This is a genomic window from Xanthomonas sp. CPBF 426, from assembly GCF_903989465.1.
In the GTDB taxonomy this organism is placed as follows: Bacteria; Pseudomonadota; Gammaproteobacteria; order Xanthomonadales; family Xanthomonadaceae; genus Xanthomonas; species Xanthomonas euroxanthea.
In genome coordinates this window covers 595,075-611,805 of the sequence record NZ_LR861805.1, presented here as the reverse complement: position 1 = coordinate 611,805, position 16,731 = coordinate 595,075, and the positions used below count along the sequence as shown (strand labels likewise).

At 68.1% G+C, this 16,731-nt stretch carries 14 protein-coding genes; 7 read left to right on the top strand and 7 right to left on the bottom strand.

Going from position 1 to position 16,731, the window contains the following annotated elements; translation table 11 throughout:
- The first annotated feature begins 194 nt into the window (after nucleotides 1-194).
- Entirely contained in the window at nucleotides 195-2,408 is a 2,214-nt protein-coding gene (gene yccS, locus H7A87_RS02605; protein WP_119129450.1) for a YccS family putative transporter, read from the top strand.
- Nucleotides 2,409-2,541: 133 nt separating this feature from the next.
- Here the strand turns inward: yccS and H7A87_RS02600 are convergent, their stop codons facing one another.
- A complete protein-coding gene (locus H7A87_RS02600) occupies nucleotides 2,542-3,732 on the bottom strand; it encodes an MFS transporter (RefSeq protein ID WP_119129449.1) in 1,191 nt (396 codons plus the stop codon).
- A 97-nt stretch (nucleotides 3,733-3,829) separates the two neighbouring features.
- Here H7A87_RS02600 and H7A87_RS02595 point away from each other — a divergent pair, with 97 nt between their 5' ends.
- The 4 genes from H7A87_RS02595 (at nucleotide 3,830) to H7A87_RS02580 (ending at nucleotide 7,719) form a co-directional block, all read left to right on the top strand.
- On the top strand, nucleotides 3,830-4,738 hold the full coding sequence (locus tag H7A87_RS02595; protein WP_119129448.1) for a LysR family transcriptional regulator: 909 nt from the start codon (nucleotides 3,830-3,832) through the stop codon (nucleotides 4,736-4,738).
- A gap of 61 nt (nucleotides 4,739-4,799) precedes the next feature.
- Complete coding sequence (locus H7A87_RS02590) at nucleotides 4,800-6,722, top strand: MFS transporter (RefSeq protein ID WP_119129447.1); 1,923 nt, start codon at nucleotides 4,800-4,802, stop codon at nucleotides 6,720-6,722.
- 242 nt (nucleotides 6,723-6,964) lie between these two features.
- The gene (locus H7A87_RS02585; protein ID WP_104583533.1) at nucleotides 6,965-7,309 is read left to right on the top strand and encodes a CD225/dispanin family protein; all 345 of its coding nucleotides are present in this window, start codon (nucleotides 6,965-6,967) and stop codon (nucleotides 7,307-7,309) included.
- Nucleotides 7,309-7,719: a DUF2752 domain-containing protein gene (locus H7A87_RS02580; protein ID WP_119129446.1), complete on the top strand. Its 411-nt coding sequence runs from the start codon at nucleotides 7,309-7,311 to the stop codon at nucleotides 7,717-7,719. The genes H7A87_RS02585 and H7A87_RS02580 overlap by 1 nt, the downstream gene beginning before the upstream one ends.
- Before the next feature lie 520 nt (nucleotides 7,720-8,239).
- Here H7A87_RS02580 and H7A87_RS02575 read toward each other — a convergent pair.
- The 6 genes from H7A87_RS02575 to H7A87_RS02550 all read right to left on the bottom strand — a co-directional run bounded on the left by H7A87_RS02575 (nucleotide 8,240) and on the right by H7A87_RS02550 (nucleotide 13,982).
- The gene (locus H7A87_RS02575; protein ID WP_119129445.1) at nucleotides 8,240-9,133 is read right to left on the bottom strand and encodes a cobalamin biosynthesis protein; all 894 of its coding nucleotides are present in this window, start codon (nucleotides 9,131-9,133) and stop codon (nucleotides 8,240-8,242) included.
- A 79-nt stretch (nucleotides 9,134-9,212) separates the two neighbouring features.
- Entirely contained in the window at nucleotides 9,213-10,103 is an 891-nt protein-coding gene (nudC, locus tag H7A87_RS02570) for an NAD(+) diphosphatase (protein ID WP_119129444.1), read from the bottom strand.
- A 310-nt stretch (nucleotides 10,104-10,413) separates the two neighbouring features.
- Nucleotides 10,414-11,676 (bottom strand): lipase family protein, encoded by a 1,263-nt coding sequence (locus H7A87_RS02565; protein ID WP_119129443.1) that lies wholly within the window; start codon nucleotides 11,674-11,676, stop codon nucleotides 10,414-10,416.
- Between the two features lie 645 nt (nucleotides 11,677-12,321).
- Nucleotides 12,322-12,708, bottom strand: a complete 387-nt coding sequence (erpA, locus tag H7A87_RS02560; protein WP_024938186.1) for an iron-sulfur cluster insertion protein ErpA — start codon at nucleotides 12,706-12,708, stop codon at nucleotides 12,322-12,324.
- 83 nt (nucleotides 12,709-12,791) lie between these two features.
- The gene (locus tag H7A87_RS02555) at nucleotides 12,792-13,241 is read right to left on the bottom strand and encodes a polymer-forming cytoskeletal protein (protein WP_104583528.1); all 450 of its coding nucleotides are present in this window, start codon (nucleotides 13,239-13,241) and stop codon (nucleotides 12,792-12,794) included.
- A 3-nt stretch (nucleotides 13,242-13,244) separates the two neighbouring features.
- Nucleotides 13,245-13,982 (bottom strand): DUF6776 family protein, encoded by a 738-nt coding sequence (locus H7A87_RS02550; protein ID WP_104583527.1) that lies wholly within the window; start codon nucleotides 13,980-13,982, stop codon nucleotides 13,245-13,247.
- A gap of 128 nt (nucleotides 13,983-14,110) precedes the next feature.
- On the opposite strand from H7A87_RS02550, the gene H7A87_RS02545 reads away from it, so the two are divergent.
- Nucleotides 14,111-14,737, top strand: a complete 627-nt coding sequence (locus H7A87_RS02545) for a DUF4126 domain-containing protein (RefSeq protein WP_104649169.1) — start codon at nucleotides 14,111-14,113, stop codon at nucleotides 14,735-14,737.
- 38 nt (nucleotides 14,738-14,775) lie between these two features.
- Nucleotides 14,776-16,728, top strand: a complete 1,953-nt coding sequence (locus H7A87_RS02540) for an EAL domain-containing response regulator (protein ID WP_180496870.1) — start codon at nucleotides 14,776-14,778, stop codon at nucleotides 16,726-16,728.
- Nucleotides 16,729-16,731: the final 3 nt, after the last annotated feature.

Sequence of the window (16,731 nt, the reverse complement as noted above, 5' to 3'; positions counted from 1 at the left end):
TGCAGTTGGCCGGACGCGCAGCTCACGCGGCTGCGCGCAGGCACGTGCAACTGGGCTGCAGTGCAGGCACCGTCATCGCGCAATCGGCTCCAATCCGCACAAACGCTGCCCTACTGACAAAGAATTAGCCGCCCTCCACCCCGGCGGCGCGTGCCTGCGGCAATAATGCCCGGGCACCTTGCCTTGCAGAGACCGTGGCCCCTCCCTCCTTCGAAACCCGCCTGAGCCGCCTGTGGGCCCATGAAAAGGCCAGCTATGGCCTGCGCGTGTTCATCGCGCTGGCAGTGGCGATGGGCGTGTGCTGGCACTGGCAGCAGCTCACCGCGGTGCCGGCGCTGTTCCTGGGCGCCATCGCCAGTGCCATCGCCGAGACCGACGACAACTGGCTGGGCCGCATCAAGTCGGTGCTGCTGTCGCTGTTGTGTTTCGCGGCCGCCGCCGCGTCGGTGGTGCTGCTGTTTCCGTATCCGCTGGCGTTTGTGACCGGCATGGCGGTGGCGACGTTTTCGCTAACCCTGCTCGGCGCGCTGGGCGAGCGCTACGCCTCGATCGCGCAGGCCACCGTGGCCTTGTCGATCTACGCCATGATCGGCATGGACCAGCACGGCAGCCACGATCCGTTGATCGCCTGGCACGGCGCGGCGCTGCTGCTGATCGGCGCCACCTGGTACGGCGTGCTGTCGATCCTGTGGACGCTGCTGTTTGCCAACCGCCCGGTGCGCGAGCGACTGTCACGGCTGTTCTTCGAGCTGGGCCGGTATCTCAGGCTCAAGGCCGACCTGTTCGAACCGGTGCGGCAGAGCGACCTGCATGCACGCCGGCTGGCGCTGGCCGAGCAGAACGCCAAGGTGGTCGGCGCGCTCAACGCCGCCAAGACCGCGATCATGAGCCGCTTCGGCCGCTCGGGGCGGCCGGGCGTGCAATCGGGCCTGTATTTCCGCCTGTACTACATGGCGCAGGAATTTCACGAGCGCGCCAGTTCCTCGCACTATCCCTACGAAGCGCTGACCGACGCGTTCTTCCACAGCGACGTGCTGTACCGCTGCCAGCGCCTGCTCGCGCTGCAGGGCAAGGCCTGCGCGGCCCTGGGCGAGGCGATCCGCCTGCGCCAGCCATTCGACTACGGCGACAACAGCCGCCTGGCCACCGAAGACCTGCGCCAGTCGCTGGACTACCTGCACGCGCGTGCCGACCCCGCCCTCGCACGTCTGCTCGGCGCGCTGGAATTGCTGGTGACCAACCTGCAGAGCATCGAACGCAAGCTGTCGGAAGCGGCGCAATCCGATTCCACCAGCGACAACCTCGACACCCGCCTGCGCGATTCCTCGCCGCATACCTTGCGCGAAATGGCCGCGCGTCTGATGCAGCAACTCACGCCCGGCTCGGTGCTGTTCCGCCACGGCCTGCGCATGGCCATCGCGCTGGTGGTCGGCTACGCCATCATGCAGTCCATCCATGCCGACAACGGCTACTGGATCCTGCTCACCACCGCCTTCGTGTGCCGGCCCAATTACGGCGCCACCCGCCTGCGGCTGGTGCAGCGCATCGCCGGCACCCTGATCGGCCTGGTCGCCACCTGGGCGTTGATGCAGCTGTTTCCCGGCACCGAAGTGCAACTGCTGCTGGCACTGGCCGCCGCCCTGGTCTTCTTCATCACCCGCACCGATCGCTACATGCTGGCCACCGCCGGCATCACCGTAATGGCGCTGTTCTGCTTCAACCTGCTCGGCGATGGCTTCGTGCTGATCTGGCCGCGCCTGATCGATACGCTGATCGGTTGCGCGATCGCCGCGGCCGCCTCGTTCCTGATCCTGCCGGACTGGCAGGGCCGCCGCCTCAACCAGGTGATGGCCACGGTGCTGGCCAGCTGCGCGCGCTACCTGGCCCAGGTGCTGGAGCAATACGCCAGCGGCATGCGCGACGACCTGCCCTACCGCATCGCCCGGCGCGACATGCACAACGCCGATGCCGCGTTGTCGGTGGCCTTGTCCAACATGCTGCGCGAACCGGGCCGCTATCGGCGCAACCTGGACGCCGGCTTCCGCTTCCTGGCGCTGTCCAACACCCTGCTCGGCTATCTGTCCGCGCTTGGCGCGCATCGCGCCGCGCTCGATGGCGAACATGATCCCGCCATCGCGCAGGCCGGCGACTACCTGCAGCGCGCGCTGGGCGAAATCGCCACCGCCCTGCGCGAACGCCAGCCGCTGCCGGTGCACGACGAAAGCCAGGAAATCGCCACCGCCGAAGCGCTGGAACAGCACGCCGTGCAATTGCCGCCCAAGCAGCGCCTGGTGCGCGACCAGCTGGCACTGACCCTGCGGCTGTTGCCCAAGCTGCGTGCCGCGGCCCTGGCGGTCACGACGGCACCCACAGAGACGCCAACAAGGCTGGCGGCCACCAAGGCCTAGCGCACCGTTGTCGGTGCGCCTGGACACCGCAGCAGGCACGCCTGCGTCCGCACGCAAGGGCGATGCCGGGCCATGCGATGCACGTCCGGGCCACGCCCGTCCAACGCCTGCGGCGTCGCTCCGTCCGCTGCGCCTACTTCCACTGCTTGCGCGCCACGCTCAGCCCCACCCAGCCCAGCGCCGCCGCCGCCAGTACCGCCCCACCGATCACCACACCGTTCCAGCCGGCCTGCGCATAGGCCGCCGTGCCCAGCGAGGAGCCCACCGCACCACCGATGAAGTAGCAGGTGATGTAGGCCGAGGTGATGCGATTGCGTGCGTTCGGATTGCGCTGGTAGATCACGCTCTGGTTGGCGATATGCACGCCTTGCACCGCGATATCCAGCAGCAGCACGCCGACGATCAGCAGCGCGATCGACTGCGGCGCAAACGCCAGCAATCCCCAGGACAGCAGCAGCATCACCAGCCCGCCCCAGCTGACACGGTCGCCATGGCCGTGGTCGGACCAGTGACCGGAACGGTTGGCCGCCAGCGCGCCGGCCGCACCGATCAGGCCGAACAGCCCGATCACCGCCGTGCCATAGCCATAGGCGGGCCCGGACAACAGGAACGCCAGCGTGGTCCAGAACATGCTGAAGCCGGCAAAGATCAACCCGCCCAGCACCGCGCGCGCGCGCAGCACCGCATCGTCGCGCAGCAGCGTCAGCACCGAGCCCACCAGCTGCGGATACGACAGCTGCGCATTGCCCGGGTGCCGCGGCAGCCCGCGCCACAGCAGCCAGGCGGTGACCAGCAACAGGCCGGAGGCGATCCAGTACACCGTATGCCAGCCACCGACACCGGCCAGCACCCCGGCCGCGGTGCGCGCCAGCAGGATGCCCAGCAACAGGCCGCTCATCACCGTGCCGATCACCCGCCCGCGCTCGTGCGGGGCGGCCAGGGTCGCGGCGAATGGCACCAGGATCTGCGCCGCCACCGAACTGGCACCGGTGACGATCGTGCCGGCCAGCAACATGCCGAAGCTGTGCGAGACGGCGCTCACCAGCAGGCCCAGCGCACTGAGCACGAACAGGCCGACGATCAGCCCGCGCCGCTCCAGCCGGTCGCCCAGCGGCACCAGCAACAGCAGCCCCGCCGCGTAGGCCAGCTGCGCGGCAGTCACCACCGCGCCGGCACTGCGCACCTGGATCCCGAACGCCTGCGCCAGCGTCTCCAGCAAGGGCTGCGCGTAGTAATTGCTCGCCACCGCCAGCCCGGTGGCGGCGGCCATCAGCAACACCAGCCGGCGCGGCAATGGCGGGGGGGCAATCGGTTCGACGGTCATGGCAGGTGCCTGCTGAAGGAGTGGGCGCAGTGTGGGCAGCGATGCGGCATCTTTCCAATGTATTGTTTTCACTGTGTCCATCGCGTTTTGAGATCGCATGCTGACCCTGCGCCAACTGGAGTTCGCCGTGGCCGTGGCCGAGGAAGGCGGCTTCACCGCCGCCGCGCGCCGTTGCAACACCGTGCAGTCGGCGCTCAGCCACCAGGTCGCCAAGATCGAGCAGACCCTTGGCGCGCGCCTGTTCGAGCGCGGCACCCGTCAGGTGCGGCCCACCGCCGCCGGCGAGGTATTCCTGCACAACGCCCGCGCCACCTTGCGCGCGGCCGAGCGCCTGCACGAGGAAATGGCCCAGGCCCTGGGCACGGTGCGTGGCCAGCTCACGCTGGGGCAGATTTCCTCGCTCACCACCGTGCAGCTGCCGGCGCTGCTGCGCGCGTTTCGCAACGCGCATGCGCGGGTGGACGTGCACCTGCGCACCGCCATGAGCGAGGCCCTGCTGCACGACCTGGGCGAAGGCCGGCTGGACGTGGCGCTGGTCGGCGTCGGCCCGCAGGTCGCGGTGCCGGACCAGCGGCTGCTGCTGCACGAGGAAGCCCTGGCCCTGATCGTGGCGCCCGGCCATCGCTTTGCCACGCGCAAGCGGGTGGCGCTGGCCGAGCTGGACGACGAACCGATGGCCGGGCTGATCGCCGGCGCTGGCGTGCGGGGCATCGTCGATGCGGCCTTCGCGCAGGCCGGTTTGCGGCAACGCCAGCAATACGAGGTCACCCACGCCGATCTGATGCGCGAACTGGTCGCCGCCGACCTGGGCGTGGGTATCGTGCCGCAGACCATGGCCGCGGCCATGCGCGGGGTGGTGACGGTTGCACTGAAGGAGCGCTTCGGCTTTTTGACCTATGCGGTGTGGCGGCCCGACCCCACCCCGGCCGCACGCGCCTTCGTGGCGCTGCTGCGCGCCCAGGCCGCGCGGCGCGCGCCATCGGCACGCACGCCGCGCCGCGCGTAGCGGCATGCACCAGCCCGCCGTGGAAGCCTGCTAGGCTGCGCGCGTTCGCAAAGGAAACTGCATGTCCGGTCACAGTCAGTTCGCCCTGCTCAGGCAGCGCCGCTTCTTGCCGTTCTTCGCCGTGCAGGCGTTGGGCGCCTTCAACGACAACGTCTACCGGCAGGCCATCATCGGCCTGTTGTTCTACCTGGGCATCGATGCGGCGCAGCGCACGCTGTACACCAATCTGGCGCCGGCACTGTTCATCCTGCCGTACTTCCTGTTCTCCGCGCTGGCCGGGCAGATCGCCGAGAAGCTGGAGAAGCAGAAGCTCATCGTGATCACCACCACGATGGAGATCGCGATCATGTCGCTGGCGGCGGTGGGCTTTCTCACCGAGAACATGGTGATCCTGCTGATTGCGCTGTTCTGCACCGGCCTGCAGTCCACGCTGTTCGGGCCGGTGAAGTATTCCATCCTGCCTTCGGTGCTCAAGCCCGAGGAACTCACCGGCGGCAACGGCCTGGTCGAGATGGGCACCTCGATCTCGATCCTGTGCGGCATGATCTTCGGCGGGCTGATCTTCCAGATCGCCGGCAGCCACGGCCCGGAGGCCGCAGCCACCGCGGTGATTGCCATTGCCGTCACCGGCAACCTGGTCGCGCGGCTGGTCCCCAAGGTCGACGCCGGCGCGCCAGAGCTAAAGATCAACTGGAACCCGATCCCCGAATCGCGCGCCATCATGCGTCTGACCCGGCGCACGCCGGCGGTACGCAACGCCGTGCTCGGGGTGTCGTGGTTCTGGTTCGTCGGCACCGTGCTGACCGCGCAGCTGCCCACCTATGCGCAGGTCAATCTTGGTGGGCAGCAGGATCTGTACGTGTTCGCGCTGGCGCTGTTTTCGATCGGCACCGGTGTCGGTTCGCTGCTGTGCGAGCGGCTGTCCGGGCGCACCGTCGAAATCGGCCTGGTGCCGCTGGGCGCGTTCGGCATCAGCGCCTTCCTGCTGGACCTGTATTTCGCACGCCCCGGCGCTGCGCCCGCCACCGATCTGTCGATCGGCCAGTTCGTGCAGCAGGCCGGCAGCGTGCGCCTGATCGTGGATCTGGTCGGCATCGGCCTGTTCACCGGTCTGTTCGTGGTGCCGTTGTTCGCGTTGATCCAGAGCCGCACGCCCAAGGCCGAACTCTCGCGCGTGATCGCCGGGCTCAACATCCAGAATTCGCTGTTCATCGTCACCGCCGCCATCATCGGCATCGCGCTGCAGTTGCCGCAGCTGGTGCTGTTGGGCGTGCGCATTCCGCTGCCGGGCCTGAGCATTCCGCAGGTGTTCCTGGCGTTGGCGCTGGCCAATACGCTGGTGGCGCTGTGGATCTTCACCCTGGTGCCCGAGTTCCTGATGCGCTTTCTCAGCTGGGTGCTGGTGAGCGTGCTGTACCGGCTGCGCGCACGCGAGATCGACCGCCATGTGCCCGAGGAAGGCGCCGCGCTGCTGGTGTGCAACCACGTCAGCTACATGGACGCGCTGATCCTGTCGGCGGTGATCCCGCGCCCGGTGCGCTTTGTCATGTACTACAAGATCTTCCGCATCCCGGTGATGCGCTGGATCTTCCGCACCGCCAAGGCGATCCCGATCGCCGGCGCGCGCGAAGATCCCGCGCTGATGCAGCAGGCCTTCGACCGTATCGACGCGGCGCTGGCCGACGGCGAGCTGGTGTGCATCTTCCCCGAAGGTGCCTTGACCCGGGATGGCGAGATCGCAGCGTTCAAGTCGGGCGTGGAAAAGATCCTGCAGCGCCGCCAGGTGCCGGTGATTCCGATGGCATTGCGCGGCATGTGGTCGAGCATGTGGAGCCGCCGCGACACCCGCCTGGGCCGCATGCGCGTGCCGCGCCGGATCCGCGCGCATATCGAAGTGGCCGCCGGCCCAGCGGTTCCCGGCGACACGGCGACCGCCGCGCTGCTCGAGCAGCAGGTCCGTGCACTGCGCCAGGATCAGCCATGAGTGCGGCCGGCGTGGGCTTTGCGTCCATCGCGCGCCGCGAGTAGCCTGTGCGCCATTACACGTATTGCCGCCGCGCTCGCCTAGCGGGCGCGACAAGAAGGACCGGGGGGAAGTCGCCGTACGCCACATCACCGTGTCAGACGCGTTCGCCGTGACCGGTGGACGCTGCCTGCGCGGCCCATCGCTGCCTTCCCCACGCGCTGCAACATCTCGCTGTTGTTTACCACCCAAGGAGCTTCACCATGAGTGCCATCCCACCGCCGATCCATCCCTCGTCCAGCGCCGCACCCGGCCCGGTCCCCAATCACCTGATCTGGGCGATCGTCTCCACCGTGCTCGGTTTCTGCCTGTGCTGCCCGGCCCTGATCACCGGCATCGTGGCGATCGTGTTCTCCAGCAAGGTTAACGGCCTGCTCAACCAGGGCGACATCGACGGCGCACGGCGTGCCTCCAACACCGCCAAGACCTGGTGCATCGTGACCAGCGTGCTGGCCGTGATCGGCCTGCTGATCAACATCGGCGTGGTCGCCACCGGCGGCATGCAGGGCTACATGGACTACATGCAGCAGTTGCAGCACATGCAGTAATGGAATTGCGTCCACGCCACTGGCTTGGACTCGGGGCGGCCACCAGCGTGGCCGCCTTTGGCGTGTCGCTGCTGTATCGCTTCGATCCGAACGCGAGCAACAGCCCGTTCCCGCCCTGCGTGTTCCGTGCCGTGACCGGCTGCTATTGCCCCGGTTGCGGCATGACCCGCGCGCTGTATGCGCTGGTGCACTTCGATCTCCCCGGCGCCTTCGCCATGAACCCGGCCGCCGTGCTCGGCCTGTGCACCCTGCCCGGCCTGATCGCCTGGAAGGCCGGTTGGCGCGCGCGCTGGTTCGCACCGGTGGTTGCCGTCATGTCCGAGCCGAAGTTCTGGTTATGGGCATTGCCGCTTTATTGGATTGCACGGAATCTGCCGTGGTTTCCTTTCAATCTGCTTGCGCCGGGGTAGCCGCGAACAACCGCTTGATGCGGTGATATTGCAACGCGCAGCGGCGCGCCATGCATTGCGGCGCCCGAGATCATGCCTGGCGCGGTTTCCTTTTACGCTGCTTGCGCCGGGGTAGCCGCGAACAACCGCTTGATGCGGTGATGTTGCAACGCGCGGCGGCGCGCCATGCACTGCGGCGCCCGGGATCATGCCTGGCGCGGTTTCCTTTCAACCTGCTTGCGCCAGGGTAGCCGCGAACAACCGCTTGATGCGGTGATATTGCAACGCGCGGCGGCGCGCCATGCATTGCGGCGCCCGAGATCATGCCTGGCGCGGTTTCCTTTCAACCTGCTTGCGCCGGGGTAGCCGCGAACAACCGCTTGATGCGGTGATACTGCAACGCGCGGCGGCGCGCCATGCATTGCGGCGCCCGAGATCATGCCTGGCGCGGTTTCCTTTCAACCTGCTTGCGCCGGGGTAGCCGCGAACAACCGCCTGATGCGGTGATATTGCAACGCGCAGCGGCGCGCCTGTATCGCGCCTACCGCACCCATCCGGCAATCACCAGCAGCGCCAGCACCACCATCCACAGCAATAGCACGCGCCAGACCAGGCTCATCGCATCGCGCACTTCCGGCAGGCGGCGCCACACCGGCACCAGCCCTGCATCGGTGTAGTCGTGCGCTTCCTCGCGCAATTCGGCGCTGACGCTGGCACGCGCCACCGCACCGAGAAAATGCGGCTCCAGGGACCAGCGGTTGCCATGTGCCTGCCGCCAGGCGCGAAACACCGTGTCGAAATTGCCCACCAGCGCCATCGACACCGTGATCAGCTGCGCCACCGGCCATTCCAGCGCGGCCAGCAGCCAGCGCGCGCCGGCCAGGTTGCGCGGCGGCAGCAGCACCGACAGCGGGCTTTCCACCGCCAGTGCCGTCAGCCGATACAGCACCGCACCGAACGGCCCCAGCAGCAAGAACCACCACAGCACCGCGAACCAGCGCCGCAGCCCGTTGACCACCACCGCTTCCACCAGCGACGGCGCATCTTCGTGCACGCTGCCGCCGGCGGCCTGCAGGTGCGAGATGGCCTCACGCCGCAACGCCGGCGCGTCGGCATCGATCACCGCTTCCACATCGCGGTCCAGATCGCGCGGCCCCCAGGTCCAGGCCAGCACCGCCACGCCGAACAGCAAGGCCCAGAACCCGCGCCACACATCGTCCAGCAGCCATTGCAGCAGCAGCACCACCAGCAGGGCCGGCAACAGTGCCAGCAGCACGCCATAACGCCCCTGCCACGCACCGCGCTCGGCCGCATGGCTGTCCAGCCGGCGTAGCCACTGGCCGAACCATTCGAAACGCCGCAGCCGCGCCACCTGGGCGGGCGCCAGGTGGCCCAGCGCAAGTGCGACGACGACAGCAACCAGGGTGGTGAACATGGGTGGGCCTCCTCAGCCGAGTCTAGCCGAGCCGCTGCACGCGCACCCGATCTGCGTGCGCTGCGCCGCTCGCCCCGGCTCAGCCATGGACGCGATGCCAATGCTCGATCAGCGCGCGCGCGATGGAAATACGCGGCGGCAACCCGATCTCGCCGTCGCCGGCCAGTGCCGCGGTGACCTCGGCATGGCTGGCCCAGCGCGCGTCTTCCAGTTCGCCGGTGACCTGCGGCACTTCGCTTGCCGCAGCGCGCGCGCTGAAGCCCAGCATCAACGCGCCCGGGAACGGCCACGGCTGCGCGCCCAGGTAGCGGCAGTCCTGCACCTGCACACGGGTTTCCTCGAACACCTCGCGCGCCACGGTCTGCTCCAGCGACTCGCCGGGTTCGACAAAGCCGGCAATCACCGAGTAGCGCCCCGGCGCCCAACTCGCCTGCCGCCCCAGCAGCAAGCGCGCGCCATCGCTGACCGCCACGATGATGGCCGGATCCACGCGCGGGTAATGCTCGGTCTTGCATTGCGTGCAATGGGCGATGAAGCCGGCCCGCCGGAATGCGATCGCCCCGCCGCAGACACCGCAAAAGCGCGTGCGCGACTGCCAGTGCAGCATCGCGCGTGCGTAGGCGAACGCGGTGGAGACGTCTGCCGGCCAGTCGGCGGCGGCCTGGCGCAGGTCGATGCGCTGCGGCGCTTCCACACCCGGCACATCGGACGGCAGGCAGAACCAGCCGACCTCATCGCGCAGCCCCAGAAAGATCGCTCCGTCCGGCGCTTCGCCAAGCGCAGCACCGTCCATCAGCAGCGGCTGGCCATCGGCATCGGCCAGCGCGGTGCCCTTGGCATCGAGCAGCAGCACGCGGCCTTGTGGCCACAGACGCGCCAGCGCAGCGGCATCGTCACGCAGCAGATCGCCGCGATCCAGTGGCGCGTGGGTGAAGGCAAAACCGGAGGCGGAAAAGGAAGGCTCTGACATCGGCGCAAGCCTGCCGATAATCGGCATCGCCTGCAACCGGCGCGCCACGGATGCAGGCCCGGCTGGCGGCGCGCGTTCAGACGTGCCAGGGGCCCGCGCTCGCCGGCGGTGCTGACTGCGTCACATTGCGCGCTGCGCCGCACGGCAGGGCACGCGCGATCGGCATGGCGTTGCGGCAACCAGGTCGAATCCGGGCATGCTCAGCCTTGTCGCCTGCAACAGCGACAAGGCCTCGATCCGATCGTGACGCGTCCAGGCGGACCCGGGACGCGACGATCATCGGCGCTGGCCGCGCCCCGCCATCCAGGCCTCAGCGCTGCTTGTCCAGCAGCTGATGCCGTACGGCGACGATGCACGGCTCATTGGTGGTCAGATGCACGAAAGCCGAGTTGTCGTTGGGGTCGCCACTGCCGATGTCCACCAGCGCTGCCTGGGTGCTGCCGCGACGCTTGAAACCGGCAATGGCGGTCACCGCATTCTTCAGCGGGATGGTCGCGTCGTTGGACGAACCGCACAGCAGCGTCGGCGTCTGCGGCGCCCAGTCCAGCACGTCGTTGCGTGCCAGATCCTTGCGGAACGGATTGTCCGGGTTGCTGGCGAAGTCACGGTAGAACCCGGGCTGGAAATACGCCTTGAGCTGATCGATCCCGGGCAGCGTATCGCCCAGCACCAGATCGGTCAGGCCCAGCTTGCCGGGGAACAGCCCCTCGACCCTGGCCGCCCATGGGTCCTGAAACACCTGCCCGGCCGCCAGATAGAGATTGCGATACGTGTGCTGCATCGCGACGATCGCGTAGCTGCCCAGAATGATGCCGAAGCTGCTTTCACCGACGGCGTTGCTCCCGCTCCAGCTGTCCACGAAGGTCTGCTCCAGCGCGTAGGGCCCGGAGATCGGCGCGCTGGCCACCAGATGGAACTCGCTGGACAGATGCGCCTCGATTTCCCGCTGGGTTGCCAGTGCGGCATGGCCGCCTTGCGAATACCCCGACAGCATCACCTTGCCGGACAACGGCGTCTTCAGCCGCTGCAGCACGCTGCGTGCCGCGCGTAGCGCATCGATCGTCGCACTGGCCTCGGATGCGCTATGCAGGTAGGGATGGAAACCGTAGCTGGATTTGCCCAGCCCCAGGTAATCGCTGCTGACCACCACATAGCCCTGGCTGGCCAGACGAGTGACCAGCGGGTCGTTCCCCTTGGCATCACGGATGTCCTTGGCCTGTTCCTCGTTGCGGAGCGTCGCGGTCGACCGCCCCCAGCCCAGCAACGGATACGGACCGGTGCAACGCTCGCCACCTGGAATCAGCACCACGCCCGACGCCGTGGCCGGTTCGCCATCGACGCCGACGGTGGCATAGGTGAACTCGGCCACGCGCACGTTGCATCTGGGCTGTTCGGTCGCCGGCTCGGCGGTGAGCAATGCGGCAATCGCATCGCGGGTGTAGCTGGTCAGGAAATTGCTGCTGAGCAAGCTGCCGCGCGCGGGTGACGCCTGCGCACCGGGTGCAAGCACTGCGCTGGCGATGCCAAGCATGGCCAGCAGGCCAAACGCCGATCGGGTTCTGATCTGCAACATGGTGAGACGTTCTCTCATGGATGGATGCAAGGGGCGGGGGAGCCGGCGCGACGCAGGAACGGGATCAGCTGCCCGATCCACGTACGCACGCGTGGCGATGCGCTTACTGCGCCATGGTGTGGAAGTGGCATCGCGCGCGGCACGCTCGCTCAGCGCAGTGGCGAGGCCCGCGTGTGTCAGGCAAGACAAGACGCGATGCATGAATGAAGCGAGCATGTCCGGGCACCGGCGCTGAGCGTGCGTGCAGTATGTCCATCGCCGCACGCGCTGCAGCTCACGCGCACGAAGCTTGCGCGCGCACGGCGAAACCCGCAGCACGCAAATGTTTACAGCGCGTTAGACATGCACATCGATAGCGCTTGGCGCCATACCACCCCGTGGCATTCGTCCCGGTGGCGATCGTTTGAGCGGTACGTGGCGCACATCGCCCGGCGTTCTGACTGCGCCCGGCAAACGGTATCGGTATCGGTGTTGGTGTCGCGCGACATGCATCGCGTCCAAGAGATCCGCAATGCACAAGCGACGTACCGCATGCGGCCCTGTCGCCGCACTTATGCCGCTACCGCACTCACCACGTCGCGCTGAACATGGAAACGCTGTACGCAGTAGATCGCCCGCGCCTCAAACACCGGCAACCGCGCCGATTCAGACGCTGAAGCTGCTGCCGCACCCGCAGGTGGTCTTGGCGTTCGGATTGCGGATCACGAACTGCGCCCCGGTCAGGCTTTCGGTGTAGTCCACTTCCGCGCCCATCAGGTATTGCAGGCTCAGCGGGTCGACCAGCAGCGTCACCCCGTCGGTGGCCACGGCTAGGTCGTCCTCGGCGCGGTTCTCGTCGAACTCGAAGCCGTACTGGAAGCCGGAACAGCCGCCCCCCTGGATATAGACGCGCAGCGCCAGCTCGGCGTTGCCTTCTTCCTGGATCAGCTCGCGCACCTTGCTGGCGGCGGCCACGGAAAAGTTCAGCGGCCGGTCGATGGACTGGTAGTCCGGGGCCGGGGCGGCGGTGGGAAGCGAAACGAGCGTGCTCATGGCGTCAGCATGGGGGCCAGGCGGCCCCACTTCAAGCGCTGCCTGCCAAACCCGACACCCCGCTTCAGCCGCAGGCCACGCACTCAGGCCTCGGCAGTCTCGGCCTGCAAGGCCTTGGCGGGCTCGGCACGGCCGGCGTCCGGCGCCGGCAACGCGGCGGTCGCGCCGGCGGTGGCGGCATGGATCAGGCGCCCGGTGAGCTGCGCACCGGCGCTCATCTCCACCACCTGGTAATGCACATTGCCCTGCACCCGCGCGTTGGCGGCCAGTTCGACCCGCTCGGCCGCATGCACATCGCCGGTCAGCTGGCCGTTGATGATCACCACCGGCGCGCGTACCTCGCCCTCGATGCTGCCCTGCTCGGCCACCGTCAAGATGGCGCCGGCGCCGTCTTCGGCGATCACCTTGCCCAGGATGCGGCCTTCCACATACAGCCCGCCGCTGAACACCAGGTCGCCGCGGATGACCACCTGCGGCCCGATCAAGGTATCGACCACGGTCTGCGCACCACGGTTGGATTTGTTTCCGAACATGAGCTACTCCCCCGCGCCACTCCCGGCGACTTTCCAGTCGAATGTCTGATTGACCGGCGCCCCGTCGCCGCTCAGGGTGATTTTGACACGTTGCGGAGTGAAATCCTTCGGCAGGATCACGCTGCCGTCCAATTGCTGGAAATAGCGGAACGAGTAGGCCTGCCCGGCCGCATCCGGCTTCTGGTGCAGCTCGTTCCAGTTCACCGTGACCAGCTTGCCGGCGCGCACGCCTTCCACCGTAAAGCGCAGCTGGCCCTGGCTGATCGCGCCGCGGTTGAGGTTCTGGGTCAGCACCACGCTGTAGTTCCAGGTGCCGCCGGCCTCTGCGCTGAATTGCACCGAGTGTGCGTTGAGCCCCTTGCGTTGCGCGGTGGAGCCCACCAGGCGCTCGTAGAACGCCACATCCGCACGCAGTGCGGCGATCTGCTCGTCACGCTCGGCCAGCGAGGCCTGCACTTCGGTGTTGGCGGCGCGGCTGATCTTGTCGGACATTTCCAGATTGACCTGGCGCTGCTGCAACTGCGCAATCTGCCGACGCTGCTGGGCCTGACTGCGTTGCGCCTGCTGCAACGCCGCCTCGGCCTCGACCAAGCGCGGCGCAGCGGTACGGCTGGCCATCCACCATGCCCCGCCCAGCGATGCCAGCCACACCAGCGCGATCACCAGCCACCGCCAGCGGCCGCCGGAACGGCCACCGCCGGAGTCACGTTGGACGATCTGAACGCGTGCGGCTGGTCGCATGGGCATCGGGTCCGGACGGGCCGGCGCAGTCATGGGCGGCGTAGTGTGCCAGAGCGTCGGCAACCATCGTGCTGGCGCTGGACCGGCGGTTATCCGATAGTTCCGCATTGTTCGCAGGAAGCAACGCCATGAGCGAAGCCCATCTGTTCGTGATCGGCATCCTGCTGGCCTGGCTGGCCGGCATCCGTGTCTATCTCACCGTTTTCGGTGTCGGCCTGGCCGGCCTGCTCGGCTGGATCGAGCTGCCGCCGGCCCTGCATCCGGCGCAGTCGTGGTGGGTGCTGGGCACCTCCGGTGCACTGGCGGTGGCCGAGTTCTTCGCCGACAAGATCCCCGGCGTGGATTCGGGCTGGGACCTGCTGCAGACGCTGGCACGGGTGCCGGCCGGCGCCTTCCTGGCCGCGGCCACGCTGTCGCCGGACGGTGACCTGAGCACCGGCGTGCTGGCCGCAGGCGCCGGCGTGGCGCTGACCAGCCACACCCTCAAGGCCGGCACCCGCGCCTTGCTCAACACCTCGCCGGAACCGGCCAGCAACTGGGTCGCCTCGCTGGCCGAGGACACCATCGCCACCACCGCCCTGGCGCTGGCACTGGCGCACCCATGGCTGGCACTCAGTGTTGCGGTGGGCTCCAGCGTGCTCGCTACGCTGGTGGTCTGGTGGGTGTGGCGATTGCTGTGGCGGGGCATGCGGCGGCTGGTTGCGCCGATGCGCCCTGCCACCACGCCGGCTGCACGTCGCTCCCCGCTATCGTGAAGTTCATCGCATAATCATCGCGACTGCAGGGAGTATTGATGGCCGCCCGAGATCCGGTTCCTTTCACCCGTGACGACACCGCCACGCGTAATCGTCCACTGCGCGCCGAGACGCCGCCGGCCGACTACTGGCGCCGCTGGGCCGACGAGGCCGCGGCGGCATCCAACCCGGCAGAGCCGGTGATTGCCGCCATCATTCCCGCGCCCGCTGCCGCACCCGCATCGATCCTGCCGATGGCACCAGCCCAGGCCGTCGCGCCAGGCGGCAGTGCGCACGCGGCGGCCGCAGCGCCGACGCTGGCGACTGTCTCGGCGTCGCGCGAGGGCGACGACACCATGGCCGCCGATGCGCCGTACCGCGTGCTGATCGTCGAGGACGACCGCTCGCAGGCGCTGTTCGCGCAGAGCGTGCTGCACGGTGCCGGCATGCATGCGCAGGTAGAAATGACCGCCGCCAGCGTGCCGCAGGCGATCCAGGACTACCACCCGGATCTGATTTTGATGGATCTGCACATGCCCGAGCTGGACGGCATCCGCCTGACCACCCTGATCCGCCAGCAGCCCGGCCAGCAGCTACTGCCGATCGTCTTCCTCACTGGCGACCCGGATCCGGAGCGTCAGTTCGAAGTGCTCGACAGCGGGGCCGACGACTTCCTGACCAAGCCGATCCGCCCGCGTCACCTGATCGCCGCGGTGTCCAACCGCATCCGCCGCGCACGCCAGCAGGCGCTGCAGCAAGCCGGTGAACAGGTCAGCGTGCGCAGCAATCCGGAGACCGGCCTGCCGACACGTGCCCATGTGATGGAACTGCTTGCCGATGCGCTGGCGCGCAGGCAGACCGGCGGGTTGTTCTTCATTGAAATCGCCAGCGCGCTCGGCTTGCGCGAGCGCTATGGCTATGCCGCCTATGAGCGCCTGATGACCCAGGCCGGGCATCGCCTGGCCAGTGCCGCGCAGCCGTATCCGCTGGCGCGCCTGAACGACAACAGCTTCCTGCTGCTGGGCGTGGACATGCCCGAATCCAGCCTGGAACAGCAGGCGCTGGAAATCCGCCAGCGGCTGTCGGCCCATGCCTTCCCGGTGCGCGAGGAAGAATCGGTGCACGTGCGCTGCGCCATCGGCGTGGCACCGCTGGGCCTGGGCTTCGACGATACCGGCAGCGCACTGGAAGCGGTCGAGCGCACCGCGCTGCAGGCACGCCTGCGCAGCGACGGCGTGCAGGCCTACCTGGCCCCCAGCCAGGCCGAACAGCAGGAGCAGCTGCGCCTGGTCGAAGGCCAGCTCGAACTGGCGTATCAACCGATCGTGGCGGTGGCCGGCGGCGACACGGCGCAATACCAGGTGCTGCTGCGGCTGCGCCAGGCCGACGGCACGCTGCTGTCGGCCGGCCAGGTGATTCCCGCCGCCGAAGCGGCCGGACGCATCGCCGATCTCGACCAGCAGGTCATGGACCACGCGCTCGGCCTGCTGCATCTGTACCAGCACGCCCACCCGCCGCTGCGGTTGTTCGTGTCGCAGTCGCCGCGCACGCTGGCGCGCGATGCCTTCGCCGACTGGTTGCTCAAGGCGCTGGTCGAGCGCGGCGTGGCCGGGCAATCGCTGATCGTCGACCTGCGCCTGGACGATGCCTTGATCCACGCAGTCACCGTGCAGCAGTTCTGCGCCAGATTGATGCAGGCGGGCGTGCAGTTCTGCCTGAGCCAGTTCGAGCCCGGCGACGAAGCCAACGCGCTGCTGAGCCAGCTGCCGCTGAGCTTCGTGCGCATGGCCAACCGCTTCGCCGATGCCCATGGCAATGCGGCAGTCCGCGATGAACTGCGCGGCGTGATCGATATCGCCCATCAACGTGGCTTGCTGATCATCGGCCAACGCATCGAGGACCCGCAGTCGGCCGCGGCGATGTGGATGAGTGGCGTGGACTTCATCCAGGGCAACCTGGTGCAGACGGTCGGCAAGGAACTGGACTTCGACTTCACGAACGCGGTGCTCTGAGTG